This window comes from Paraburkholderia caffeinilytica (genome assembly GCF_046030355.1).
In the GTDB taxonomy this organism is placed as follows: domain Bacteria; phylum Pseudomonadota; class Gammaproteobacteria; order Burkholderiales; family Burkholderiaceae; genus Paraburkholderia; species Paraburkholderia caffeinilytica_B.
This window is the reverse complement of record NZ_JAQQCQ010000001.1, coordinates 353,328-378,441: the sequence shown is the minus strand read 5'-3', so window position 1 is coordinate 378,441 and position 25,114 is coordinate 353,328. Positions and strand designations below refer to the sequence as shown.

Genomic DNA, 25,114 nt, shown 5'->3' with positions numbered 1-25,114 from the left:
TGGCCGCCCAACCGGCCGCAAAAACAATTGGGTCGCTATTGCACAAAGTTCCTCAAGTTTTTTTAAGACGCGCCGTCAACCTTCACTGAGGCGGCCAGCAATGAACGAGTGCTTCCGCCGATGCCAACGTGGCGTATTGGGCTCAAGGCTTATTTAGGAGATTTTCATGCTCGGAATCAATAGCAACATCAACTCGCTGGTTGCACAGCAAAACCTCAATGGCTCGCAAAGCGCCCTTTCGCAAGCCATCACCCGTCTGTCGTCGGGCAAGCGCATCAACAGCGCAGCTGACGATGCAGCAGGTCTGGCAATCTCGACGCGTATGCAAACGCAGATCAACGGCCTGAACCAAGGCGTGTCGAATGCGAATGACGGCGTGTCGATGATTCAAACCGCATCGAGCGCACTGTCGTCGCTGACGTCGAGCCTGCAACGTATCCGCCAACTGGCCGTGCAAGCATCGACCGGCACGCTGTCGGCAAGCGACCAGGCAGCACTGCAACAGGAAGTTTCGGCACAGATCTCGGAAGTGAACCGTATCGCGTCGCAAACGACGTACAACGGCACGAACATTCTGGACGGCTCGGCAGGCAGCGTGACGTTCCAGGTCGGCGCGAACGTTGGCCAGACCATCAGCCTGGACCTGAGCCAATCGATGTCGGCAGCGAAGATCGGTGGCGGCCTGGTGCAAACGGGTCAAACGGTCGGCACGGTCACTGTCAGCACGAATGCGGCCGGCACGTACACCAGCACGGGCGCGACGATCACGTCGGTCAACGTGCTGTCGGACGGTAAGGGCGGCTACACCTTCACCGACCAGAACAACCAGGCTATTTCGTCGGGCGCAGTTGCCAACATCTTCTCGGCTGGTACGGCAGCAGGTTCGGGCACGGCAATCACCAACCTGACGCTGAACGCCACCCTGGCTACGGCGATGGGTGCGACCGCTTCCGGCGTTGCAACCGCATCGATCAACCAGATCAACGCGATCAACAACCCGCCGAACGTTTCGAACCTGAACATCAGCACGGTCACCGGCGCGAACGAAGCAATGGTCTCCATCGACAACGCACTGCAGACCGTCAACAACCTGCAAGCAGCGCTGGGTGCCGCACAAAACCGCTTTACGGCAATCTCGACGTCGCAGCAAGCTGAATCGACCGACCTGTCGTCGGCACAATCGCAAATCACGGACGCCAACTTCGCACAAGAAACGGCGAACCTGAGCAAGGCGCAAGTGCTGCAACAAGCGGGTATCTCGGTGTTGGCGCAAGCTAACTCGAACCCGCAGCAAGTTCTGAAGCTCCTGCAATAAGAGCTGACGCAGTAAGGTGATGCGCCGCGCGCGAGTGCGGCGCATCACCGGGTTTCAAACAACGGGAGGCATGCCTCCCGCTGTGCATTCCCATCATGAAGTGATGTAGCATCGCGCACCACCCAATACAGATTCCTAGACGCCTGGAGCTTCCGCATGTCCTCGATCTCAAACACGTCTTCTGCTGCGTCAACCGCCGCGGCCAATGCTGCGCTGCAGTCGGCCGCGCAATCGATCATCAGCGGCTCGACCGGCAATACGTCGATGGACGTGGGGACGCTCGTTACGGCTCTCGTGAACGCGAAGACCGCAGGACAAGCCGCGGCGCTGTCGGCGCAACAAACCACGGATAGCACCACGTTGTCCGCGTACGGCGCCCTGAGTTCCGCGTTGAGCGCGCTGCAGGCGAGTGTCGCGAACCTCGCCAACGGCACCACGCTGTCGACGTTCGCGGCAACCACCACCGGCACCGGTCTGACGGCGACGGCAGGTGCGGGCGCCGTGGCCGGCAGCTACTCGGTCGCGGTGACGCAAATCGCCAGCTCGCAGGCCTTGTCGTCGGCAGCCTTCGGCGCCACGACCCAGTTGGGCACCGGCACGCTGACGGTTTCGCTCGGCAGCCAGTCGATGAATATCAACGTCGACAGCACCAATAACACGCTCTCCGGCATTGCCGCTGCGATCAATTCCGGTAGCGGCAATCCCGGCGTCACGGCGACCATCGTAACGGGCTCGGATGGCGCCCACCTTGTGCTGCGCGCGGCGAATTCCGGCGCAGCCAACGTCATCAACGTCTCGACTAGCAACATCACCACCGATACCGGCCTGTCGAGCCTCGGTGTGACCTCGACCGCGAGCACCACGGGCGGCCAATCGTCAATCGTATCGGCGAATTCGAGCAACGCCTGGACGCAAAGCGGCTATGCCCAGGACGCGGAGTTCACGGTCGGCGGAATCGCAGCCAGCAGTTCAAGTAACTCGGTAACGAGCGCCATTGCCGGCGTCACGCTGAATCTGGCCGCGGCGTCTGTGGGCACCACGCAAACGCTGAACATCGCTGCGGACACCACAGCGGAAAGCACCGCGATCAACAATTTCGTCAGCCTCTACAACACCGTCGTCACGACGATGTCGACGCTGACGTCATACAACGCCTCGTCCACTTCGCAAGGCCCGCTGTTGGGCGACTCGACGATACAGACGATCCAGAACACGCTGGCCAACATCGTCGGCGGCGCGGTCGGCTCGGGCGCCACGGGCACCACGCTGGCTGCGATCGGCATTACGCTGAAGGACGACCCGGCGGACGGCACAATGGTGGTCGACAACACGGCGCTGAGCACCGCGCTGACGAGCAGCCCGGCAACCGTCGCCTCGCTCTTCAACTCGACCAACGGCATCGCCGAGCAGTTGAACACCAGCATCACCAACTTCACGCAGACCGGTGGGCTGATCGATACGCGCAATACCGCGCTGAACACCGATCTGAAAAGCATCACCACGCAGCAAAGCGCGCTCGCTGACTACACTGCTCAACTGACGAGCCAGTATCAGGCGCAGTTCACCGCGCTCGACACGCTGATGGCGACGATGAACAACAATTCGCAATACCTGACCGCCCTGTTCGGCGGCGCCAACAGCGCAGGTGCGCTGGCCTCCGCCAATAACACCTAAGTCCATGGATCCGATCGAAATGAACCAGACCGAACTGATCGAACGGCTGCTGTCGATGACCCGGGAAATCGAACAGGCCGCCTCGCTGGCCGATTGGCCGGAAGCGGCCCGCCTGACCGAAGCGCGCTCGCCGCTGCTGATGTCGCTGTCGGCGGATCAGGAACCGGCGGCGCTGGACATGATCCGCCGGATCCAGGCCATCGACGACGCACTGCTCGCCGATGCGGAAACCACCCAGAACGAACTGCACATCGAGTTTGAAGCGGCGATCGGGCGCACCAAGGCCGCTGGTGAGTATCAACGGATCGCCCGGCTGTAAGCAGGCTAAACGGTCCGGCAGCCGAGCCGAACAGGCCGAGCCGCAAGATCGAACGACAAAACGGCCGAACCGCGCCGCAGCACTGAACTGCAGTCCCAGACAATAAGAACTACGCGCTGAAGCAAGGGCGCGCTCGTTCCCTCAGCCCGCCTCGTGCGGGCTTTTTTCTTGGCGTCCGGCCTCCCGCCCCCCCCTCTCCATACGCTAAACAGGCGGCTTTTTCACCGTCATCTCCGCGCATCGGAAACACCCGCCCCGTCGCACAATTTCCGTCATAGACCATTCTGCGCTGAGACCATGACTCTCCTGTACGAGCAGCCGACCGCTGAGCCCTTGACGCCCGAACAACAGCTCGAGCATGACATCGCGCTCGTTTTGCAAACGGCGCTGGAACACCATCACAAGGGTGAGTTCGACGACGCCGAGGCGCTGTACCGGGCGATTCTCGACGCACGACCGAACCACGCCGACGTGCTTTACAACTTTGCCGTACTGTTCGTCCAGACCGGCCGTCCGGCAGATGCATTGCCCCATTTCGAGCAAAGCCTGGGGCTCCAGCCGCATAACGGCCAGTATTGGGTGGGCTACATCAACGCGTTGATCGATGCCAACCAGGTAGCCGCCGCATGGCTGGCATTGGAAATGGGCCAAAAGCAAGGTTTAAAGGGACCGGCGGTGGACGGTTTGATCACGCGAATGTCGAATCCGGACAAGGTCATCCCGACGTTCCAGGTGCCGGCTGAAAAACCGACGACGGAAAACGGGACTGTCACTGAAACCAGCGCCCCGGCGACGCAAACGCCCACCGTCGCGGGCAAGTCCACCATCGCATCAGGCAGGCGAGTCAGCCAGCAGGAAACGACACGCTTCACTTCGCTATACAACAAAGGCCAGATCACTGAAGCAGTCAAACTCAGCCGCTCGCTTACCGAGCGCTTTCCCGCCGACGGTAACACGTGGCGCTGGCTTGGGATCTCGCTGCACCGCCTGGGCCGATACGACGATGCGCTTGCCCCCTTGCGCCGTGCAGCCGAACTGCTGCCAGAAGAATTGGAAAGCCGCACCGTGCTCGCAGATACGCTGCGACTGAAAGGCATGTCAAAGGACGCGGAAGAAGTCTGCCGAGCTATCATCGCGATCAACCCCGAGTATGCCGAAGCACAGCGGATCTTCGGTATGGTTCTGGTACATCAGGGCCGCGTGGCGGAGGGTCTGGCCGCGGCACGGCGCGCAGTCGAACTGGCGCCGGACAATTCCGGCACGCATAGTGCACTGGGCGTGTTGCAACTCGAGCTGGGGCTGGTGACTGAGGCAGAGCGTAGCTTCCGCACGGCGGTGGAGAAAAACCCGAAAGATGCGATCGCCGCCGACAACTTCTTATTTACGTTGGCTCACAATCCTGAGATCGATCAGGACACGCTGTTTGCCGAGCACATTAAATTCGCCGAGATTCATGAGGCGCCCGTGCGCTCGCAGTGGCCGCGCCACGTCAATAAGCGCGCGCCTGATCGCAAACTGAAAATCGGCCTTGTTTCCGGCGACCTGTTCCGTCACGCCGTGTCGTCCTACCTGCTTCCGATCGTGGAGCACCTGGCGAAAGACCCCAGCCTCTCCCTGCATATCTACACCAACCACATTGTCGAAGACGACTACACGCAATTGCTGCGTGGTTGCGCCGATGAATGGCATCAGATTACCGGTATGCCCGACGCGCACCTGGCCAACAAGATCCGCGACGAGCGAATCGACATTCTGTTCGATCTTTCGGGACACACGGGCCGCAATCGTCTTCTCACCTTCGTGCGCAAACCTGCGCCGATCCAGGTGAGCTGGCTAGGCTATCCGGCTACCACCGGCCTAAGCGCGATGGACTATTACCTGGTGGACCGATTCGGCGTGCCGTTCGGCAACCCGGAACGCATGTTCTCGGAAAAGATCGTCCACTTGCCGGCGAACGCGCCGTTTCTGCCGGAAAAGAGCGCGCCGCCAGTCAACATCCTGCCGGCCATGCACAACGGCTATGTGACCTTCGGCAGTTTCAACCGGCTGAACAAACTGCGCCCCGACGTGATCGCCCTGTGGGCTGAATTACTGAATGCGCAGCCGTCATCGCGAATGCTGCTCGGCGCAATCGGTTCCGACGAAGACGAACAGTTGCTGATCACCTGGTTCGCCAACGCAGGTATCGCGCGAGAACGCCTCATGTTCCGCCGACGTTCAAGTATCCCGGTCTACCTGCAACAGCATTTCCACGTCGACATCTGCCTCGATACGTTCCCGTACACGGGTTCGACCACGGTTTTGAACTCGCTGTGGATGGGCGTGCCGACCCTGACGATCGCCGGCGATACACTCCCGAGCCGTGCTGGCGCGACCTGGATGTCGCACGTTGGGCTGCAGGAATTTCTTGCAACGGATAAGGCGGACTTCGTCGCAAAAGGCGTCGCGCTGTCTTCCGACATTCCCGCGCTCGCGGCTCTGCGGACCGGTCTGCGCGAGCGTTGCATGGCGTCGGCGGCATTCCGGCCCGAGGTGGTGGCCGCAGGTCTGTCGCGGGCATTGCGGATCATGTGGCAACGCTGGTGCGACGGCCAACCGGCCGCTGCCTTTGGCGTCTCGGCAGACGATGCTACCGGTGCCGCAGCCGATGCGGTCGTACTGTCCGAAACAGGGGAAGACAAGTGAACGCAGCCTTACCGCTCGGCGCCGTCGAGCCGCAGATCAACGAACGCATCTACGTCACCCAGCCGCATCTCGCGCCGCTCGAAGAATTCATTCCCTATCTTCAGCAGATCTGGGACAGCAAGGTGTTGACCAATGGCGGTCCGTTTCACCAGCAATTCGAAGCGGCGCTGTGCAAATACCTCGGCGTGCGCCATCTGGCGCTGTTCACCAACGGCACGCTGGCACTGCTCACCGCGCTACAGGCGCTGCGCGTGACCGGCGAGGTTATCACGACGCCTTACTCGTTTGTCGCAACCGCACACTCGCTGGTCTGGAACGGTATCAAACCGGTATTCGTCGATGTCGACCCAGTCACTTTGAACCTCGATCCGGCCAAGATAGAGGCCGCGATTACGCCGCAAACCACCGCGATCATGCCCGTGCATTGCTACGGTAAGCCGTGCGACGTCGAAGCCATCCAGAAGATCGCGGACAACTACAACCTGAAGGTGATCTACGACGCGGCGCATGCTTTCGGCGTGCAGACCGAAGCCGGCAGCGTTCTCGAACACGGTGATCTCGCCGTGCTGAGCTTTCACGCGACCAAGGTCTTCAACACGTTCGAAGGTGGGGCGATCATCTGCCAGGACGCGAAGACAAAGCAGCGCATCGATCATCTGAAGAACTTCGGTTTTGTCGATGAAACGACGGTCGTCGCATCCGGCATCAACGGCAAGATGAGCGAAATCAACGCCGCGTTCGGACTGCTTCAGCTTCAGCATATTGACGAAGCGCTGGCACGGCGCGCGCAAATCGACGCGATCTATCGCGAACGGTTGCGCGATGTACCGGGCATCCGCTGTCTGCCGAAGGCGGGCGAAAAAGTGGCGAACCATTCGTACTTCCCGATTCTCGTCGGCCCGGACTATCCGATCAGTCGTGACGCGCTGTATCAGAAGTTTCGTGATCACGATATCTATGCGCGCCGCTATTTCTACCCGCTGATTTCCGACTTCCCGATTTATCGCGGGCTGCCGTCCGCGCGCCGCGAAAACCTGCCGGTCGCGCATGCCGCCGCGCAACAGGTACTGTGCTTGCCGATTTTCCCGGCACTGACGGACAACATGCTCGATCGCATCGTCGGACTCGTTGCGGATTGCTGAACGTCATGAAGCTCGCGATCATGCAGCCCTACCTGTTTCCGTACATCGGATATTTCCAGCTGGCTGCCGCAGTCGACAAGTTCGTCTTTTACGACGACGTGAGCTTTATCAAGAACGGCTGGATTAACCGCAACCGGATGCTGCTGGGCAACGAGGTTCGCTACCTGACCGTCCCGCTTGCGGGTGCAAGCCCGACACTCAAGATCAACGACGTCCTGATCCAGCCGCGTGAGCGCTGGCTGCGCAAGCTGCTTGAATCGATTCGTCACGCCTATGCGAAAGCGCCCCAGTACCCGCACATCAGCAAATTAATCGAGCAGATCCTGTCGGCGCCGTTCGCACATATCTCGCTGCTCGCGTCGCACACCATAACGGAAATCTGCCGGTATCTGGAGATCGACACCGAGTTCGTCGCCTCGTCGACCAGGTACGGCAATGCGCAGCTAAAAGGAGCTCACCGGGTAATCGATATCTGCGCAAAAGAGCACGCGCTCATCTATGTGAATCTGCCGGGCGGCCGGGCACTTTACGACAGCGAGACGTTTTCCACTCGCGGCGTGGAACTCGCTTTCATCGAACCGAATCTGTGCCCTTATCCGCAGTTCGACGATGCCTTCCATCCGGCTCTATCGATTCTCGACGTACTGATGTTCAACAGCAAAGATCGCGTCCAAGACATGCTTTCCGTGCAGGTGCATGCATGACCGCAGATCAGCCACGCGCTATTGGCGGATATTTCGAACTGGAGTTGCCGCCGGCCCGGTCGCTGCTTCATGATGGCGCACTTTGTTTTCAGTCTTCGCGAGCGGCGTTTCTGGCGCTGCTTCGCTCGCTGCGCCCCACCGCCGTCTGGATGCCCTGGTACATTTGCGATGCCATGGTCGAGCCGCTGCGCATGGCCGGCACAGCCGTCAAACGCTATCGGCTCGACCCGGATTTGCGAGTGCAATCCGTCGACCTCGCACAGGGGGAGTGGCTTGTCTACGTGAATTACTTTGGTCTGTGCGAGCATCAGGTCGACGCCGTGCTCAGCCGATTTCCACGCGAACGCGTCGTGATCGACAATGCCCAGGCCCTGTTCGCGCAGCCTCGCGATTGCCTCGCCACGCTGTACTCTCCACGCAAATTCCTCGGCGTGCCCGATGGCGGGTATCTCGTCACACAGCAGCCGATCGACATGCCAAATGCAATCGACCATGCCTCAGTGCAACGTTGCGGGCATCTTCTGAACCGGCTCGCGCAAGATGCCGAGGCAGGTTATGCAGACTACGCGGCAGCCGAAGAAAGCCTGAAAAATCAGGAGCCGCTGCAGATGTCGCAGCTGACGCGGCGCATGCTCGCGGGTGTCGACTACGATGCCGTGCGTGCGAGGCGGGTCGCGAATTTTGCTTATCTGCACGAGAAGCTGAAGCGCTACAACCGCTTCACGTTTCACCATTGCGAAGAGGCAGTGCCGCTGTGCTACCCCTATCTCGGCGCCCCCTCGGGACTTCGCGAAGCGCTTCGGATCCAACGCGTCTACACGCCCGGCTATTGGCCGGACGTCGCGGCCGCCGACGGGGTACCGGATTTCGAACGCGATCTTCCTGACTCGACGCTTTTCCTGCCGTGCGATCAGCGGCTCACGCGTGATGATCTGGCGCCGATCGTACAACGCATACTGGACCGACTCGCATGATCAGCAACGCGATACTCCTGCGCGAAATCGCGCGCGGCGACCTTGCGACCATCAACGCATGGCGGGCCGATCAGGCGCTGGTTGGTCTGCTCGGGGGCGCCTTCCGCCATGTGGGTCCCGAAATCGACAGCAAATGGTTCGATAGTTACCTCAGTTCCCGCGCGAATAACGTTCGTCTGGCGGTTTGCCTCGCCTCTACCCAGGAACTGGTCGGCGTGACGTATTTGCTGGGGATCGACTGGGTGAACCGCTGCGCGGAGTTCTCAATCCAGATCGGCGCAGAGTCGGCGCGCGGCCGGGGAATCGGCGAGGCCGCCACGCGCTTGACGCTTGAGCATGCATTCAGCGACCTCAATCTGCACCGTGTTTCATTAACCGTACTCGCGTCCAATGCTCGCGCCATTGCGCTTTATGAGAAAGTGGGTTTCCGCGCCGAAGGCCTGATGCGGCAGGCGGCTTTCAAAGGCGGCCGCTATCTCGACGTTATTCCGATGGCCATGCTGGCCGCCGATCGGTCCTGAGCCATTCACCTTTTCCCGTTGCCTCGCTCCATCATGAATACGATCGACGCTCGACACGACACTGCGCTTGCAACGGCAGGCTGGACTGTCATCCCTCAAATTATTCACCCCGATTTGCTCGACGCGCTGGTCGACGCGCTGGCTCCTTCCCTCGCGTTGCGCAACGAGATCCGGCAACGCAACGGCGTGCAGGACAACAGCGCTGGTACCTTGCACCACCTGTTAATGGATAGCGAGTGTTATGTCGAACTGCTGGCGGAGTTCGCCGTCCTGGAGCCCGTTTTCAAACGGTACTTCGACGGCAACTTTGTCCTCAATTCGTACGGCGGCGTCATCAACGAGCGCGACTCGCGCTCCTACGTACAGAACGTACATCGTGATATCCGGTTCGGCTCGGACACGCGGCGCTTCATGCTGAACGCTCTGGTCATGCTCGACGATTTCACGCTGGACAATGGCGCGACGCATGTCCTTTCACACTCGCAAAACGTCCAGCAACAACCCGCCGACGAAACGTTCTACGCGCAAGCGGCACGGGCGACGGGCGAGCGCGGCTCGGTCCTGCTGTTCGACTCACGTATGTGGCACGCGACAGGACAGAATGCCACCAGCGCGCCGCGCCGCGCTTTGACATTGACGTTCACCAGCCCATTTTTCAAGCCGCAGCTCGACTACGCGCGGCTGTTCGGCTATCGCAATCTCGACCGGTGCAACGCATGGATGCGTCAGGTACTTGGTTTCAACGCCCGAGTCCCGGAGTCGCTCGATGAGTTTTACGTTCCCGTCGAGCAGCGTTTCTATCAACGTGGACAGGATTGACTAGATGAGCAGAGACTACAACGCGGAAGCGAAAGATCATCCCGACCATCGCTACGCCTACGACTTCGACTATCTGATGCATGAATACATGCTTCGGACATTTGCGCCGTTCCTTGCCAATGGCAATGCGCTCGAACTGGGTTGCTTCGAAGGCAATTACACGCGCTTGCTCGCCCAGCGCTTCGACGCGCTGGAAGTCGTCGAGGCGTCGGCAGACTGCATCGCGGTTGCATCGGAAAAGGTGGAAGACTCGGTCAAATTTCATCACTCGACATTCGAGACGTTCGAACCGACGCGGCGCTACGACAATATTTTTCTGATCCATACGCTCGAACACCTCGATCATCCTGTCGAGGTTCTGAGCCGGATCGGTAGCTGGCTGTCCGAGGGTGGCCGGCTGTTCGTAGCTGCGCCGAACGCGCGTGCCGGGTCGCGGCAGATCGCGGTCAACATGGGCTTGATCGATCATCACGCGGCCGTCACCGCGGCGGAAGCGGCGCACGGCCACAGGGTAACCTACTCGATCGACACGCTTCGGGCCGATCTGCGCGCGGCGAAGCTCCGCCCGGTCACAGAGGGCGGAGTCTTTTTCAAGGGTCTTGCCAACTTCCAGATCGACGCGGCGTTACAGGCCGGCATCATATCGAGAGCGTATCTGGATGGTTGTTTTGAGCTGGGGCGCATCTACCCCGACTTGTGCTCCAGCGTATACGCGATCTGCGAGCGCGGTGCCGACAACTAATCGGTTCGCGAGCGAATCGTCTGCCCGCGCTGGACGCCACCGGATCGCCTGAGGCCGACTCGACGGACGCCGCCGCACCTTGAGCCGATGAAGTGGGAATGGATGGTTCCCACGCCCGACCGTTTTCACCGCCTGAACCGCCCGCCCCCACCGCCAAAGTGCCGCTGCGGCTGAAACTGCCCACTCGCGCGCGCATTCCCCAAATCATGCCCCTGCCTGAGCGAGTCGAGCCGCTGGGTCTGGCTGGCGTTCGGCTGAACCGGCTGCCAGCCGTCGGCGCTGTGCTGCTCCCAGCCACCGCCCTGATCATGCCGGTAGACGTTGCCATCGCTGCCTGCATAGACATTGCCGTTATTCCACGCGACCGCGCGCCCCGTGTCCTTGTCGCCCACAATGCCTTTCGTGCCCGCCTGGTGATCGCCTGAATACGCGTTACCGGTCACGCCGGCTTCGGCCGCGCCGTAGCGTCCCGTCTGCGCGTTGTAACCGGCGCGCTGCCGGCCCGCCGCATAGTCGCCGGTAGCTTCGTTGCCCACCACGCCGCCGCGCGCCGCCCCGCTGCGCCCCGTCGACGGATTGCTGAATGAGCCTTGCCGCCCGGCAGCGAAGTTGCCGTTGTACGCGTTCTCGACCGCACCACGGCTCGCCTGGAAATGACCGCCGGTGTACGGATTGAAACCGGATGCCGCCGACCCGGCCCAGCTATTGCCGGTCCAGCCGTTCCAGCCGCTCGCGTGGGTCACGGTGCCCTGGCCCCAGCGGCCGTAGATATTGGCCTGGTTGACGTTCGCATATTGCCAGCTCCACGGGCCGCCGCCCCAATACGGTCCCCAGTACGGTGATGGCGCGCCCCACGTGGCGCCGATCGCAAAGCCAAAGGCGAAGCCCACCGTCGTGCCGAGCGCGAAGCCTGCGCCGTACCCATAGGTGGCCGGATAGCCGTAGTAAACCTCGCCGACATACGGCGCGTACACATAGCCCGTGCCGTACACGACGGTGCCGTCCGCATTGACAACCACGCCCATGTAGCCCGGCGTGTAGCCGACCACCACCGTATCCGGCGTCGCTGAATAGACGTGGACGTAGGTCACGTAATGCACTGGTGAGGCTGTGGGAATCGTATAGATCGCGGCCGGCACGGTATCGGCGACATGCCACGGTCCGCTCGCCGCGCTCGCCGTGAACCAGATGCCGTTAGCGACCGCGAAGAATTGCGAAGGCGCGGTCTGGATCACCGGCGTCGCCGTGTTCACCGCGTACGACAACGACGTGCCGGCAATACCGACAAACTTCGGTGCGCCGTCATAGGCAACCGTCAACGTGGTGGTCTTGCGCGACACCGTCGCCGTCTGCGGGATGGTGGCGGCGATCGCGGCCTCTTTCGCTTGTGGCGTGCCCGGCACAGAGACGAGCGCGTTCGCATGCGGGTCGTCGGCGGCGATCTTCGAGAAGTCGGCAGGCAGGCTCTTGCCGTCGACGAAAGTCCAGGGGCCGGAGAGGCTCGCCGCGCTGAACCAGCGGCCCGACAGCAGCAAATAGTAATGGTTGTCGCGCGGCTCGACGAAGAGCGCGTGGTCGGCGTTGGAGACGGAGAGCAGATTCACGCCTTTCACCGGTTGCAGCGCCGGCTTACCGTTCGTCACCACGAGCTCGGCCGGTTGCGCCGCGACTACCACGTCCGGCGCTTGCGCCGGCTTCTTGCCGTCGGCCGGCAGCATCGGATCGGACTTCAGATTCGTTTGCGCGTTCTTCGCCGCGGCGACCAGCTCATGCGGCGGCGTAGGGTTCAGATGCCATGGACCGCCGAGCGCTGTCGCGCTATACCAATAGCCCGCGGCGTTCAGATGCAGCGTACCGTTCGCGTCCTTGAGCAGCATCGCCCGTGTGTTGATCAGGCGTTGGTAGTGCGTATCGCCGAGCGCACGCCAATTCGCATCGCCGTCGACCAGCACGAGCAACGTGGGACGTTCGGCGAAGAGGATGTTAGGTACGTTGTTCTGCACCGCGAGGCCGGGTTCGCCGCCCTCGTGGGTGCTGGCGTAACTGGCCTGCAGTTGTTCGAGCGAGGTCGTCAGGCCGTCTTTCGGGATGCGCGCCTGCAGGGCTGTCTTGACGCCGGCGGCTGCGGACGGCGTAGCCGGCATGTCGACCTGGTCGAACACGATATCGCTCAGTTGCACCGTCGAGTTGGTCTTGTCGACTTCAGCGCGTGCCGTGAAATGCGCGACGCCGTAGTTCGGCGTTGCACCCTTCGCACCGACCGCGAAAGCGGCGCGCCCCTCGATCCGGGTGCCCTGCCACACTTCTACCTGCGGCTGATAGAGTTCGATACGCTGCTGTGCACTATCGAAGTCGCGCGGCCAGACCGGCGGCAGCGGCTGCGCGGGGGCCGCGGCGAGCGCCTGCCCGGGCGTGGCAAGTGTCACCGCAAGCGACGTGCAGACGCCGGCAAGCAACAACAAAGACCGCTTCATCGTAGTTTTCATCATGCATCGCTCCATGAGCATTGACGGCGGATAGACCGGTCAACGGACGCAGCGGGCTCCGTGCTAACGCATCAAGTCTTCGCTACGGCCATCGCTTCGCCGGCCCCGTTTTTTGCGCGCAACAACTCGGTCAGGATTTCTATTGACCGCCCCTCGTCTGCCGTCAGGTCAACAAGGAAACGGTCGTTATTCTTTTGCAGCCAGTCCATCGACATGTCCCACCATTCGAGTTCAAGAAGTTTCTCACGGATACGCTCGGAGAAACGGAATCGAACGAGGCGTGCAGCGCCGCATTTCCCGGCCACTTCGATGCATAAGCACGATTCACGGATCGTTCCCGCGCGAGAGGTTTCGGTCGCCTGCTGACCGCCCCCTCGCGCACACGCCTGTTACGGCGTCACAATGTTGAACATCGGGTTAAAGCTGTCCAGCATGCTGAACAGTTCAGTCACCTTCTGCGAATCGCCGGTCACCTTGGCCTTACCCGACTGCGTCTGCTTGTCGAGCGTCTGGCCGCCCATCAGCAACGATGCGAACTCATCCTTGCTCATGGTCAACGTGGCGTCGGCATTCGGCAGCGTCGCGTCCGGCGTGTAGATCAGCACCGAATTGCGCAACTCGATGGCGTACTTCTCGCCATTGCCGAGATCCCAGTTGATCGTGGCTTGCTTGCCATTTGCTTTCGGACCGTTCAGGCGGATACCCATGTAGTCCAGCAGCAACGACGGATTCATCGCCGCCACCGCATCCGGCGTCACAGTGTTCACGCCGGCCACCTTCGGCACGCCATTGCGCAATTCGTACGCGCCCATCAGGTATTCGTTGCGCCACGTCGGGTTTTCGGTCTGGTAGCCGAGCTGCTCCAGCGCGTCCGCTTCGAGATTGCGCGCCGCCTTGTTCTGCGGATCGGCAAACACCACCTTGTTCATCGCGGTCGCGACCCAGCGATAGTTGCCCTTGTCGAAGTCCTGCTTCGCCTTCGCCATTACGGCATCCGCTCCGCCCATGTAGCGCACGAATTCCTTCGATTCTTCTTCCGGCGGCAACGGATGCAGGTTCGCCGGATTCGAGTCGTACCAGCCGAGATACCGCTGGTACACGGCCTTCGAATCGTGATTCACCGAGCCGTAGTAGCCGCGGTTGTACCACTTCTTGCCGATGGAGTCCGGCACCTGAATCTGCTCGCCGATCTCGGTCATCGTATAGCCCTCATCCGCGAGGCGCAGCGATTGATCGTGGATGTACTTGAACATGTCGCGCGTACCGGCGATATAGCTGACTGCCCGTTCCCGCCCCCACGTCGGCCACTGGTGCTGGGAAATCACGACGTCGGTCTTGTCGCCGTAACGCACGATCGCTTCGTTCAGCACCTTCCACCAGTTGACCGCGTCGCGCACTTGCGCGCCGCGCAGCGTGTACAGATTGTGCAGCGTGTGCGTGGTGTCTTCGGCGGTATCGAGCAGCTTGAATTGCGGCATGTAGATCAGCATTTCAGACGGTGCTTCCGTGCCCGGCGCCATCTGGAATTCGAACTGCACGCCACCGACGGTACGCGTCTCACCCGTCTTGCTGATCGTGTCGGTCGGCGCAATCAGACCGAGCGTACCGAACGAGGTGGTCTTGCCGAGGCCCGCATCGACCTGGCCGCGCGGGCTGGCCGGCAGGAACGCACCATATTGATAGAGCGTGCGGCGGCCCATGGCATTGCCGGCGAACACGTTTTCGCTGACGGCTTCGGCGAGGAAGCCTTCCGGTGCGATGATCTTCACCTTGCCGCTCTTCACGTCCGCTTCGTCGACCACGCCCCTCACGCCGCCGTAGTGGTCGGCGTGGCTGTGGGTATAGATCACGGCCAGCACCGGTTTTTTCGGACGATGCTGGTAGTACAGGTCGAGCGCGGCGCGCGCAGCCTCTTTAGTGACCAGCACGTCGATGATGATGATGCCGTTGTCGCCTTCTACGATCGTCATGTTCGCCAGATCGAGGCCGCGCACCTGATAGACGTGGTCGGTGACCTTGAAGAGGCCATTGAACATGTTGAGCTGCGCATTGCGCCATAAGCTCGGATTCACGGTATCCGGTGCCGGGCCTTCGAGGAACTTGTACTTGTTCAGACTCCAACTGATGCCGCCGTCGTCGGTCTTGATGACGCCGTTCGGAATCGTCGCGATGAAACCGCGTTGCGCGTCTTCGAAATCCTGTTTGTCGTCGAACGGCAGTTGCTTGTAGATCTCGGCGTTTTCCTGCTTTGTGATGGCCGTTGCGTCCTTGTTAGGTGCAGCGGTTTGCGAGAGGGCTGCGTGTGAGATGCAAAGCGTAGCGACAGCAAGTGTGACAGCGGTGAACCGCTGACAGCGTTTTTGTTTTTCCATCGTCATTTCCTCGAATCAACAAAACATCGGCAACAACATGTCGAACTAAACAACTTTGAACCGCAGCAGCGCGGTGTGACGTTCCAGCAGATTTCAGCTTCGCGGTAGGCTGGTTGTTGTCCTGGAACTTCGTATCGGACATACCGCGCAGCCACACATACGGCTGCGCAAAAAAGGAATGACTGCGCCCGTCGACTTTGATGGGCGCAGGTGTGTCGACGGGAAGCGGCACGCGCAACGAACGACGGATCGCCAGATGCACGCCCCGTTACTGGAAGGTGGCGCTGATCGACAGCTCCACTGCATTCCCCTTTGGCCGGTTGCTGACGTTGAACTCATTGACCCAACGCAGCGATGCCGACACCGGCGTTTTCTGGACCTTGCCCGACCACGTGACCATCGGTCCGATACCCACCGAATGCCCTTGATTGCCGCCGGTGACATCGGCCAGTCCGCCGCTGTCATGACCGAGTTGCTGGATATAACCGCCCACCACGCCCACGCCCCAGCCACCGCCGAAGCGTTTGAGCGCCAGCAGGTCGAGCACGCTGACCGGTGCGTTGTGATAATGCGTGTCGTTGTTCGGCGTGTAGAAGCCGACGCCGTAGTTCAGTGAGAGCTCGATCTCTTCTTTCGGGAACAGCTTCGTGTAGGAAACCGTCGGCGTGAAGGTCCACGTATTCTGTCCAGCATTGGCGAGCCGGCTCGAACTGTAAGCCCCCGTCGGCGCGTAAATCTGCACGCTGAACGCGATGTGATCGGTCTTGGTCAGGTGATAGCCAGCCACCACCGGCGTGAAGAAAAGATCGGCAAACTGCGTGTTGTGATCATTCGGCAAACGGCCGTGAAACGACGAAATGTCGGTGTACTGGAACGGCACCCCGAATGAAGACGCGAAGTTCCAGCCACCCAGCGTAATGCCCCACGTCTTGACCGCGTTGACGATGGCGTACACCGCCGTGACGTCGACGCCCGCCGTGAGTTGCCCAGCGATCGGAATCGTTTTGCTCGCACCGAGCGAGCCTTCGTAATAGATCGTGGTGGCCGACACGATCCAGTCGTCCGTGGGCGGTACGACACCCGCATAGGGCGTGATCTGCTGGCCGGTAATCGGCCTGCCGATGCCACCTTCCGTGGCCCACCCTTGCTGCGAGAGACCCACGCCAGCAGTGGTAAGAAGCGCACCCGTGCACAACCTGGCGAGTGACCTGCTTGCGGACAAACGGTTTGGGCGACTCATAGTCATCCTCATGAAATTGATCTTTCGCATTCTCACTCTGCGGAACAAGGTATTGACGCACTGCGGCAGCAAGCCGCACACATTCCCAACGGGGTGTTTCTCACAGTTGGCGCACAATCGGCGGCGGTGTCCAGCTGCCGTCGAGCGCCGGCTGCTGCGGCCAATAGGCGCGTATGTATAGCGAAAACGCTTCGTTGGCAGGCGCCGGCAGCCAGTTGGAAAGTTTGTCGTCGCCGGGACTCGTGTTCTGCACGTAGAGTGTCAGCGAGCCGTCGGCATTGAACTTCAAGTCCTTGTTCTTGGTGCCGAGCGAGTAGCGGTTCTGCGCATTAGGCGAAAAGAAGTGATGAGCGTTGTACAGGGTCAGCGACCAGAATCCTTTGACCGGCGGCAAACTATCTTTGGCAAATGTCACCGTGTAGTGCGCATTGCCGTCCAGGCGCTGACCGGATGCGTCGGCATCGGCGTAAAAATACTTGGTCTCGTTCGGTTTGTTGACGAAGATGTTCGATTTCGCCACCGCCGTGCGCGTGAAATAGTCCGTGCCGAATGCGGCGCCGTTACTGATGGTGTTCCAGTTGGCGGGCAGCCGTTTTCCGAAGGTGTTGAAGTTGAACAGAGGCGTGACCAGATCTGCCTCAGCCTTGGCCCCTTCGTCGACAATTGCCGCCTTGATCGCCGGATCTTTCTGCGCCGCTGCGATCAGCGCGCGCGCCTGCGCATAAAGGGCTTCTTCGCCGCGTTGCGGCGGCGTCTCGTCGAGCACCGTCGGCAGTTCGTCCCAGAACCGGTTTGGATCGACCCACTTGATCTCTTCGGCGTTGCCACCCGCCGCATCATCGGTTGGACCGAAGCTCGGCAGCTTCGACCAGTCGGTTTCCTTGATCTTGCCGTCGTATTCGGCGAGCGGGTACAGGCCAACCTTCGCGATTACCGACTGCACGGCCACGCGATCTTCAGGTGTGTCGTCCATAAACACGCGCGGAATGAAGCTGCCGACGCCGGTCGACGAACGGAACACCTGGCGGATGCCCTTCGGCACCTGGCCATGCCAGTCAGGACCCGCTAACAGATAGAAGCCTGGACGCGTGCCGTACATCTTGCCGAGACTCGCAAACCCGTCGGTACGCAAATCGACGGCCTGATAAACCCAGAAGCGTTTGCCGAAATCAGGCACCTGCACGACCACCGGCGTCCGGTTCAAATCGAGGATCGCGGAACCGTAGACCACGTCCTGATTCGGACATGCGACAAAGCGCTCCTGCGGCTGGATATAGTCGCGCAACATAGACAGGTGATTGGGCGGTGCGACCGGCACGATGCCGCCATTCAGGCCCGGCTGCGGTACCTGCCTCATCGCCAGCAGGCGGCCGTAGACGTTCACCATTGGCCACGCCCAGAAGTAGGTCTGGCGCGCCACCAGTCGTGCATATTCTTCAGAGATCGCGTAGCCGGCCACGGGGCCCGGCACGGACGGGGCGGTGGCCGTTGTATGGCCCGGCTGGTCCGGCTGCTGCTTTGCCAGAATGGGCGCGGCGACCGAGGCCAGCACGGCAGCCGTGACCCATGTCGCGGTTTTCCTGTTCATATTGTCCTCGGGTTTGTCCATGCGCGGCCTAGCGCTTTTGCGGCTCGGGAAATTTCCAGGTGCCGTCGAGCACGGTCTGGTCAGGGCCGTAGATCCGCATGATGAGGTCGTATGCACCCGCGGGTGCCGGTAGCCAGTTCGATGCCTTATCTGTGCCCGGCGACGTGTTCTGCACGTAGATATCCAGCGAGCCATCCGCGCCGTATTTCAAACCCTTGGTGCGGTCGCCGATCGAGTAACGGTTGATCGGATTCGCGACCAGGTGGCGCGCGGGCAGGTCGTATAGCGTCATAGACCAGAAGAATTTCGCGGGCGGCAGCTCCGTTTTGTCGAAGTGCAGGACATACGGCTGCGAGCCGACCAACTGCGCGTGTTCGCCGTTCACTCGCGTGCCGACATACACCGCTTCTTCCTTTGTATTGCCGTAAATCCCCATCGCCGCAGCGACGGCGCGCGTGGTGTAGTCGTCTTTCAGATCCGCGCGGCTGCCGAACAGGTTGAATGAGCTGGTGGTGTGTTTTTCCGCATCGGCCAACGCGGCTTTGCCGTCGGCGACGCCCGCTTCGAGCGCCGCGCGGGTTTCCGGTGGCAACGTGGCCGGATCGAACGGTGCGCCCGGTGCAATGCCGATCTTCGCGAAACGCGCCATCAATTCCTGCTCGGACGGCGCGGGCGGTTGCGTGAACTGCAGCAGGAAGTTCAGATAGGCGATGAAATCGACCGACGTCGCCTTCGCTTCATCCCACTTCGGAAAATCGAGCTTCGCGACGGCTGGGGGTGCCGCCGTATGCTCGAAGGCGGACAACGGCGTGAGCTTGTATTGCTTCTGGATCGCCTGAACGTTTTTTACGTCGCTCGCGCCGTTGAGCGCTGTGCGGCCGAGCGTCAGGATCAGGTCCGTTTCGGAGCGGAAGACCTTGTCGATGCCCTTTGGCGTATCACCGTGCCAGTTGGGTCCGGCGAACAGGTAGTGGCCCGCTTCGTTGCCCGTGGTGCGCGAACCGACGTACGCGAAGTTGTACGTGAACAGGTCGATCCACTGGAACACGTAGTAGCGCTCTTTCGGCACCGCAGGCACCGTTAGCACCCACGGTTCGCGACGCAGATCAAGCCATGCCCACGAGTACGGCGTGTCGTTATTCGGCGTGACGATTTCCTTGTTCTCGGGACCATACGGCTGCGAGTAATTGCGGAACTTGCCAAAGCCGCCCACGTAAGACTTCGAACTGGCGTCGAGCGCCTGCTGGTACAGCGTCTTGTAGTTGAACAGCATGGGATACGCGTAGAGGAACGCATCCTTTGCGATCGCGCGCGCTTCGTCCGGTGAGGCCATAACGGCCGCGGATGAAGCGGCGGCTTGGGCACCAGCTTGCGTGGCCGGCAACATCGTCAGCAACAGACCCGCGACGACTGCGCCGATCTGCAGGCGTTTCATAAACGTCATGTTTACTCTCCAGGTCGTTGTCTACTTGCCGAACGTCATGTTCAGGCCGGCGAAGATCGTGAACTTCGGCACGCCCGCGCCGGAATGGGCGACGGAGTACTGCGGTTCAATGAACGCGTTAAAGATCGTCGAGCCGCCCTTCCACGCCTTACCCGCGCCGAGGCCGACCGGAATGTAGTAGCTTCCGTGTTGCAGATCGAACGTCCAGATGCCCGTCGAGCGGATATACCAGCCGCCCGGCAGGTTAAAGATGCCGAATGGCTGCGCCGTGAGCGACTGCGTGGTCGGCCGGCTGCTTTGCCCCGCGAACGAGTGTTGCCACTGCACCAACCCGCCGAGGAGCCGCGCCTTGGTCGCACTGACGGCGACTGCGGCAAGACCCGCCTGCCACTTGCCTGTGCCGAGGCTCGGGTCGGTGGCCGTCGGCATGGTCACGAGCGGACCCACGCCGACCTGCACGTCGCCTTGGGAGAGCAGGAAGATGTCGAACAGATTCAGGTCGCCAAGGCCGGTGTTGTAACCGCCGCCTAGACCGGGCCGCGTGCTGACCGGCACCGTGGCGCGGAAAATTTCCGGCACACCGATCAGACTGTTTGGGCCGATCGGCACGGTGGGACGCAAGAGCAGATCGTTGGTATGCGCACTCGCACCGAACACGCTCGGGGTGTAGTAGTTCTGAATGTTGAACGAGGCAGCCAGATTAAGCGGGTTATTACTCTTGTTGGCTTCGTCAGCAGATGCCTGGGCGAACGCCGGCGACAACAACACCGAAGCGGCGTATAACGCCGCCGATCCAACCGCGCATTTACAACCCATTCCCGCACCTCGTCTATGGGCGTTTCTTATAGGCGAACGCACTCCTTTTCCAATCGCAAATAAAGCCAAATAAATAGCATTCGCAATTTCTAATTAAATCGAACTAATCGCAGACACGTGCTCACTCACCCGGCAGCCACGCTGCGGCCAGGGAAATATGCAAGACATAAAGGCGCGCGATTAAATCGCGCTAACGCTCTCGAATAAGCTGGAAAGACGGTACGGCCGGATACGGGGCTTGCATGGACGCTCCTTCAAAATAAAGAGACGCCGCACCAAACGAGGCATGCGGGGGTAGAAAGTGCACAACCTAGAATGTCGTTGCGGAATACTAGCAAACGTTCCTGCAAATTACAGAGATAAATTTGTAACGCGGACGAAAGCTCGGAAATTTCCGCACGAATTAGATCTTTATCGCCATTCCTATTGCATATTTTTGTCAGATTCCTGGGCATTTGTTCACTCGATTCACAAGAAATCGGGGAACTGCCTATGCCATTGCAAATTACCGGCATTGATGCCGCCACTCAAAAAAGCAACAGAACGGCTGCAACAATCACCGCGCCCCATTAGACTGGCGCTCGTTCAAAGTTTGACCCACCGCTTTTGATGAGGCTTTCATGATTCGCACGATGCATCGGTACTGCATTGCTTTGGCCGTTGTGGTTCTTTCAGCTTGTACCGTGACGCCGCGCCATGACGCCACCGAGTCATCAGCCAGCGGGTCGACCGCTGCAGCCCTCGCGTCCTGGAACGACACCGCGACCAAACGCTCGATTGTCGATTTCGTCACGCTGGTCACCACGCCCGAGTCGAAAGATTTCGTCGCACGTGCTGACCGGATCGCCGTGTTCGACAACGACGGCACGTTGTGGCCGGAGCAACCCGCCTCTGTACAACTGGTGTTCGCGCTGCAACGGGTGAAGACGGTGGCCGGGCGGCATCCGGAATGGAAGCGGCAGGAACCGTTCCGCTCAATTCTGACAGGCAATTTGAAGAGTGTCGCGACGAGCGGCGACATTGGCTCGATGAGACTGCTGGCGGCGGCGCATGCCGGCATGACTAGCGAACAATTCGCCGCGCTCGTGCACGAATGGTTCGACTCCGCGAGTGATCCGCGCTTTAACCGCCCGTATGCCGACCTCGCTTATCAGCCAATGCTCGAGTTGCTCGCCTATCTGCGCGCCAACGGCTTCAAAACCTATTTGGTGACGGGCAGCGACGTCGAGTTCGTCCGCGATATGGCGCAGCGCGTGTACGGCATTCCGCCCGAGCAGGTGATCGGCAGCACCGTTAAATACAAGTACAGCCAGACGAGCGGCGTCATCGCGTTGACCCGGCTTGGGCAGGTCGACACGCTCGTCGACGGAGCGGCCAAACCGCTCGCCATCGACCGCGTGATCGGCAGACGTCCGGTGATCGCGTTCGGCAACGCGGACGGCGACGTGCCGATGCTCGAATGGACCTCGGCCGGCGACGGCCCGCGCTTCGCCGCGCTACTGCATCACACCGACGGTGAACGGGAATATGCGTACGACCGCACGGCGAAAAGCGGCAAGCTCGACAAGGGTCTGGATGAAGCCGGTGCGAAAGGCTGGGTCGTTGTGGATATGAAGGATGACTGGAAGACGGTGTTCAAGCCGGATAGTGCGGCAACGGGTGGGGCGTCGTCGAATTAAGAGGGGCTTGCCGGGAAGGCCACGTTAGTCGCAGTCTTCGCTGCGTTTGTTACGCGGCCGTCCCGGCCTTCATCTCTCACCACTCGTCAGCGGGTCAGCGTAATCACCAGATAGCTGGCGTACAGCACGCCGCACACCAGCAGCGCCCACACCGGCACGCCACGCTCACGCACGTTGATCCGCAGCCATGCGGCGGCGGCGAGCGTAATCACAATGCCGGTCACCACTTCGATACGCGGCGTCCACGGCGTCAGCAGAATGCCGATTGCGGGCAACAAGGTGCCTTGAAACACCATCGCGCCGGTGATGTTGCCGAACGCCAGCGTGTCCTTGCCACGGCGAATCCACAGAATGCTGTTGACCTTCTCCGGCAGTTCGGTGGCGATCGGAATGATGAGCAGCGAGAGCAGTAGCGGTGAAACGCCGAGCGCCTGCGACACGCCTCGCACACCGTGGATGAAGCCTTCCGCGCCCCACACCAGCAACGCAACCGCCAGCACCAGTTGCACCGCGATGGTCGCAAGGTTGGTAGGCAAGCCCAGACGCGACAGCAGCATCTTGCCCGGCGCTTCAGTGCCGTGACCGGCGTCGACCAGTTTGTTCGATGCGCGGAATGTCATCACCACATAGGTGATGTACACGCCGACCAGCGCTGCGCTGAACAGCGCCCGCACGGCCATCTGTTCATGCGGCACGTACATCGCCGCGGCCGCCAGCACGAAGGCGCACAGGAAGTAGTTCAGATCGCGCGTGAAACCCGTGCGTTCCGGCGTGACCCAGCCGCCGGCGCCGCGCGAGCCGAGAATCGCGAGCGTCATCAGAAAGGTGGAAAGGGTGGAGAGCATGAGCGGCGCGCCGAGAATCGCACCGACGCCGATCTCCTGATTGACCGCGCTATCGGTCGTGCCGCCGGCAATGGCGAGCAGCGGAACGAGGGTTTCGGGCAACGCGGTCCCAACCGCCGCGAACAGCGAACCCGTCACGCCCTCGGAGATTTTCAGGCGCTCGCCGAGATGTTCGAGCGCGTTGGTGAAGAGTTCGGCCGCCACCAGAATGACGACCAGCATGATGGCAAGTTCGAACAGAAGACCGGTCATGCGCGGCTCCCGGCAAATCCACAGGAAAAGCGGCACGAGGGACGGCCAAGCGGGGAGACTGGCAGGGCACAACGATGTTTCACAGGGCAACTCCGCGGTCGAACGTAAGTAACGAACCCATGACGCACCGCGACCCGTCCGACCAGAACGAAGCAGTGCGCCAATGGTCTCGCCAAACCGACCCGGTCGAACGCGCCATGACCCGCAGGCCAAGTATGTTGACGCGCTCTCCTTCAATGGATGAAGGAAGGCTACTCCCCAGTGACCGGGGGATTCTAACGGGATGAGCGGCTTTCAACAAGCTTGGAATCTGATGCATGGATCCGGCGCCTGTCGGCTTTACTTCACGAACCTGGTGAAGCAGGCTCAGGCCCGCGAGCGCCCGACGGCCCCGCTGGTAAGATCACTCACCGTCTACGACAGCAGTGAGTCCTCACATGAATTATCAGAATCGCCAGTGGTTTTACGTCAGGCGTCCGGAAGGACGCGTTAGCGATGAGCATTACGAGTTGCGCGAAAGCGAGCTTGACGACAATTTGTCCTCTAATGAAGTGCTCATTCGGGCGCGCATTATTAGCGTCGACCCATACATTCGCATCCAGCAGCACGAACGCAATACTTACGACGTGCCGCATCCGCTCGGGATCGTCCAGCGGGCGGGCGTGGTGGGTGAAGTGGTGGCGTCGGCGAGCCCGCTTTTCAAGCAGGGCGACTGGGTGTCGGCGTATAGCGGCTGGCAGTTGTACGCCAAGTGCCATCACAGCGAGTTGACCAAGCTGAACCCCGACGCGGCGCCGGTTTCGACGGCGCTCGGCGTGCTCGGCATGCCAGGACGCACCGCGTGGTTCGGTTTGATGGAAGCGGGCAAGCCGCGTCCGGGCGACACGCTGGTGGTGTCCGGTGCGGCGGGCGCGGTCGGCTCGCTGGTTGCGCAGTTCGGCAAGCGCGCCGGATGCCGCGTGATCGGGATCGCGGGCGGTCCGGACAAGTGCGCGTTTCTGACTGACACGCTCAAGCTCGACGGCGCGGTCGACTATCGGGCGCATCCCACGCTCGAGGGCTTGCAGGCGGCGCTTCAAGCGGCCACCGGAGGCGTCGACGTCTATTTCGACAATGTGGGCGGCATGGTCACCGATGCGGTGATTCCGCTCATCAAGCGCCGCGCGCGGATCGTGATCTGCGGCGCGATCGCTCAATATGACGGCGGGCTGGACACGCCGGACCTCGCGCCGCGCTTTCTGCAGCACATGCTGTTTCAGCGCGCGACAATCCAGGGGATTCTGGCGCGCGACTTCGTGTATCGGATGGATGAGATGCTGCAGACCGTCGCACCGTGGGTGAAGAACGGGGAGATCGTTTACCAGGAGACGTACGTCGATGGGTTTGACGCGTTGCCGGATGCGCTGAATAGTCTGTTCGAAGGGAAGAATCTGGGGAAGTTGTTGGTGCGGGTGTGAAGGGGTGACGGCGAGTCAAACCCGGCCGAGGCCGGGTTTG

20 protein-coding genes and 1 riboswitch are annotated in these 25,114 nt (G+C 61.1%); of the genes, 12 read left to right on the top strand and 8 right to left on the bottom strand.

The window, feature by feature from the left end:
- Window positions 1-166: 166 nt before the first annotated feature.
- The 10 genes from PQQ95_RS01630 (at window position 167) to PQQ95_RS01585 (ending at window position 10,895) form a co-directional block, all read left to right on the top strand.
- Window positions 167-1,315 (top strand): flagellin, encoded by a 1,149-nt coding sequence (locus PQQ95_RS01630; protein WP_408434136.1) that lies wholly within the window; start codon window positions 167-169, stop codon window positions 1,313-1,315.
- 156 nt (window positions 1,316-1,471) lie between these two features.
- Window positions 1,472-2,989 carry a flagellar filament capping protein FliD gene (gene fliD / locus PQQ95_RS01625; protein ID WP_408434133.1) on the top strand — a complete coding sequence of 506 codons (1,518 nt, stop codon included), beginning with the start codon at window positions 1,472-1,474 and terminating at the stop codon, window positions 2,987-2,989.
- Window positions 2,990-2,993: 4 nt separating this feature from the next.
- The gene (gene fliT / locus PQQ95_RS01620; RefSeq protein ID WP_408434131.1) at window positions 2,994-3,308 is read left to right on the top strand and encodes a flagellar protein FliT; all 315 of its coding nucleotides are present in this window, start codon (window positions 2,994-2,996) and stop codon (window positions 3,306-3,308) included.
- A 297-nt stretch (window positions 3,309-3,605) separates the two neighbouring features.
- A complete protein-coding gene (locus PQQ95_RS01615) occupies window positions 3,606-5,993 on the top strand; it encodes a tetratricopeptide repeat protein (RefSeq protein WP_408434128.1) in 2,388 nt (795 codons plus the stop codon).
- Window positions 5,990-7,135 (top strand): dTDP-4-amino-4,6-dideoxy-D-glucose aminotransferase VioA, encoded by a 1,146-nt coding sequence (vioA, locus tag PQQ95_RS01610; RefSeq protein WP_408434125.1) that lies wholly within the window; start codon window positions 5,990-5,992, stop codon window positions 7,133-7,135. The genes PQQ95_RS01615 and vioA overlap by 4 nt, the downstream gene beginning before the upstream one ends.
- A 5-nt stretch (window positions 7,136-7,140) precedes the next feature.
- Entirely contained in the window at window positions 7,141-7,839 is a 699-nt protein-coding gene (locus PQQ95_RS01605) for a WbqC family protein (protein WP_408434122.1), read from the top strand.
- Window positions 7,836-8,813 (top strand): hypothetical protein, encoded by a 978-nt coding sequence (locus PQQ95_RS01600; protein ID WP_408434120.1) that lies wholly within the window; start codon window positions 7,836-7,838, stop codon window positions 8,811-8,813. Before PQQ95_RS01605 ends, PQQ95_RS01600 begins: the two co-directional genes overlap by 4 nt.
- Window positions 8,810-9,334 carry a GNAT family N-acetyltransferase gene (locus PQQ95_RS01595; protein ID WP_408434117.1) on the top strand — a complete coding sequence of 175 codons (525 nt, stop codon included), beginning with the start codon at window positions 8,810-8,812 and terminating at the stop codon, window positions 9,332-9,334. The genes PQQ95_RS01600 and PQQ95_RS01595 overlap by 4 nt, the downstream gene beginning before the upstream one ends.
- A gap of 33 nt (window positions 9,335-9,367) precedes the next feature.
- Window positions 9,368-10,153, top strand: coding sequence for a phytanoyl-CoA dioxygenase family protein (locus PQQ95_RS01590; protein ID WP_408434114.1), 786 nt, complete (start codon window positions 9,368-9,370; stop codon window positions 10,151-10,153).
- A gap of 4 nt (window positions 10,154-10,157) precedes the next feature.
- Window positions 10,158-10,895 carry a class I SAM-dependent methyltransferase gene (locus tag PQQ95_RS01585; RefSeq protein ID WP_408434111.1) on the top strand — a complete coding sequence of 246 codons (738 nt, stop codon included), beginning with the start codon at window positions 10,158-10,160 and terminating at the stop codon, window positions 10,893-10,895.
- Window positions 10,896-11,020: 125 nt separating this feature from the next.
- Here PQQ95_RS01585 and PQQ95_RS01580 read toward each other — a convergent pair whose 3' ends face one another.
- The 7 genes from PQQ95_RS01580 to PQQ95_RS01550 all read right to left on the bottom strand — a co-directional run bounded on the left by PQQ95_RS01580 (window position 11,021) and on the right by PQQ95_RS01550 (window position 20,841).
- A complete protein-coding gene (locus PQQ95_RS01580) occupies window positions 11,021-13,381 on the bottom strand; it encodes a carbohydrate-binding family V/XII (RefSeq protein WP_408434541.1) in 2,361 nt (786 codons plus the stop codon).
- Window positions 13,382-13,452: 71 nt separating this feature from the next.
- Window positions 13,453-13,590 carry a hypothetical protein gene (locus tag PQQ95_RS01575; RefSeq protein ID WP_408434109.1) on the bottom strand — a complete coding sequence of 46 codons (138 nt, stop codon included), beginning with the start codon at window positions 13,588-13,590 and terminating at the stop codon, window positions 13,453-13,455.
- A gap of 180 nt (window positions 13,591-13,770) precedes the next feature.
- Window positions 13,771-15,753, bottom strand: a complete 1,983-nt coding sequence (locus tag PQQ95_RS01570; protein WP_408434106.1) for an alkyl/aryl-sulfatase — start codon at window positions 15,751-15,753, stop codon at window positions 13,771-13,773.
- A gap of 268 nt (window positions 15,754-16,021) precedes the next feature.
- Window positions 16,022-16,993: a SphA family protein gene (locus PQQ95_RS01565; protein ID WP_408434103.1), complete on the bottom strand. Its 972-nt coding sequence runs from the start codon at window positions 16,991-16,993 to the stop codon at window positions 16,022-16,024.
- Between the two features lie 100 nt (window positions 16,994-17,093).
- Window positions 17,094-18,581 carry a DUF1254 domain-containing protein gene (locus PQQ95_RS01560; protein ID WP_408434101.1) on the bottom strand — a complete coding sequence of 496 codons (1,488 nt, stop codon included), beginning with the start codon at window positions 18,579-18,581 and terminating at the stop codon, window positions 17,094-17,096.
- A gap of 28 nt (window positions 18,582-18,609) precedes the next feature.
- Window positions 18,610-20,025, bottom strand: a complete 1,416-nt coding sequence (locus PQQ95_RS01555; RefSeq protein WP_408434098.1) for a DUF1254 domain-containing protein — start codon at window positions 20,023-20,025, stop codon at window positions 18,610-18,612.
- Between the two features lie 21 nt (window positions 20,026-20,046).
- On the bottom strand, window positions 20,047-20,841 hold the full coding sequence (locus tag PQQ95_RS01550) for a hypothetical protein (protein WP_408434094.1): 795 nt from the start codon (window positions 20,839-20,841) through the stop codon (window positions 20,047-20,049).
- A 620-nt stretch (window positions 20,842-21,461) separates the two neighbouring features.
- Between PQQ95_RS01550 and PQQ95_RS01545 the strand changes: the two genes are divergently transcribed.
- A complete protein-coding gene (locus PQQ95_RS01545; protein WP_408434091.1) occupies window positions 21,462-22,520 on the top strand; it encodes an HAD family hydrolase in 1,059 nt (352 codons plus the stop codon).
- A gap of 86 nt (window positions 22,521-22,606) precedes the next feature.
- On the opposite strand, the gene PQQ95_RS01540 is transcribed toward PQQ95_RS01545, so the two are convergent.
- Complete coding sequence (locus tag PQQ95_RS01540) at window positions 22,607-23,617, bottom strand: sodium:calcium antiporter (RefSeq protein ID WP_408434088.1); 1,011 nt, start codon at window positions 23,615-23,617, stop codon at window positions 22,607-22,609.
- Window positions 23,618-23,717: 100 nt separating this feature from the next.
- A riboswitch (yybP-ykoY riboswitch) is annotated at window positions 23,718-23,889 on the bottom strand.
- Window positions 23,890-24,054: 165 nt separating this feature from the next.
- Here PQQ95_RS01540 and PQQ95_RS01535 point away from each other — a divergent pair.
- On the top strand, window positions 24,055-25,074 hold the full coding sequence (locus tag PQQ95_RS01535; RefSeq protein ID WP_408434085.1) for an NADP-dependent oxidoreductase: 1,020 nt from the start codon (window positions 24,055-24,057) through the stop codon (window positions 25,072-25,074).
- The last annotated feature ends 40 nt before the right edge of the window (window positions 25,075-25,114 follow it).

What these genes read in the sequence shown, in the direction of transcription:
- PQQ95_RS01630 (WP_408434136.1), top strand. Translation starts at nt 167, where the DNA reads ATGCTCGGAATCAATAGCAACATCAACTCGCTGGTTGCACAGCAAAAC.
- fliD (WP_408434133.1), top strand. Translation starts at nt 1,472, where the DNA reads ATGTCCTCGATCTCAAACACGTCTTCTGCTGCGTCAACCGCCGCGGCC.
- fliT (WP_408434131.1), top strand. Translation starts at nt 2,994, where the DNA reads ATGGATCCGATCGAAATGAACCAGACCGAACTGATCGAACGGCTGCTG.
- PQQ95_RS01615 (WP_408434128.1), top strand. Translation starts at nt 3,606, where the DNA reads ATGACTCTCCTGTACGAGCAGCCGACCGCTGAGCCCTTGACGCCCGAA.
- PQQ95_RS01605 (WP_408434122.1), top strand. Translation starts at nt 7,141, where the DNA reads ATGAAGCTCGCGATCATGCAGCCCTACCTGTTTCCGTACATCGGATAT.
- PQQ95_RS01600 (WP_408434120.1), top strand. Translation starts at nt 7,836, where the DNA reads ATGACCGCAGATCAGCCACGCGCTATTGGCGGATATTTCGAACTGGAG.
- PQQ95_RS01595 (WP_408434117.1), top strand. Translation starts at nt 8,810, where the DNA reads ATGATCAGCAACGCGATACTCCTGCGCGAAATCGCGCGCGGCGACCTT.
- PQQ95_RS01590 (WP_408434114.1), top strand. Translation starts at nt 9,368, where the DNA reads ATGAATACGATCGACGCTCGACACGACACTGCGCTTGCAACGGCAGGC.
- PQQ95_RS01585 (WP_408434111.1), top strand. Translation starts at nt 10,158, where the DNA reads ATGAGCAGAGACTACAACGCGGAAGCGAAAGATCATCCCGACCATCGC.
- PQQ95_RS01580 (WP_408434541.1), bottom strand. Translation starts at nt 13,381, where the DNA reads ATGAAAACTACGATGAAGCGGTCTTTGTTGTTGCTTGCCGGCGTCTGC.
- PQQ95_RS01575 (WP_408434109.1), bottom strand. Translation starts at nt 13,590, where the DNA reads ATGGACTGGCTGCAAAAGAATAACGACCGTTTCCTTGTTGACCTGACG.
- PQQ95_RS01570 (WP_408434106.1), bottom strand. Translation starts at nt 15,753, where the DNA reads ATGGAAAAACAAAAACGCTGTCAGCGGTTCACCGCTGTCACACTTGCT.
- PQQ95_RS01565 (WP_408434103.1), bottom strand. Translation starts at nt 16,993, where the DNA reads ATGAGTCGCCCAAACCGTTTGTCCGCAAGCAGGTCACTCGCCAGGTTG.
- PQQ95_RS01560 (WP_408434101.1), bottom strand. Translation starts at nt 18,581, where the DNA reads ATGAACAGGAAAACCGCGACATGGGTCACGGCTGCCGTGCTGGCCTCG.
- PQQ95_RS01555 (WP_408434098.1), bottom strand. Translation starts at nt 20,025, where the DNA reads ATGACGTTTATGAAACGCCTGCAGATCGGCGCAGTCGTCGCGGGTCTG.
- PQQ95_RS01550 (WP_408434094.1), bottom strand. Translation starts at nt 20,841, where the DNA reads ATGGGTTGTAAATGCGCGGTTGGATCGGCGGCGTTATACGCCGCTTCG.
- PQQ95_RS01545 (WP_408434091.1), top strand. Translation starts at nt 21,462, where the DNA reads ATGATTCGCACGATGCATCGGTACTGCATTGCTTTGGCCGTTGTGGTT.
- PQQ95_RS01540 (WP_408434088.1), bottom strand. Translation starts at nt 23,617, where the DNA reads ATGACCGGTCTTCTGTTCGAACTTGCCATCATGCTGGTCGTCATTCTG.
- PQQ95_RS01535 (WP_408434085.1), top strand. Translation starts at nt 24,055, where the DNA reads ATGAATTATCAGAATCGCCAGTGGTTTTACGTCAGGCGTCCGGAAGGA.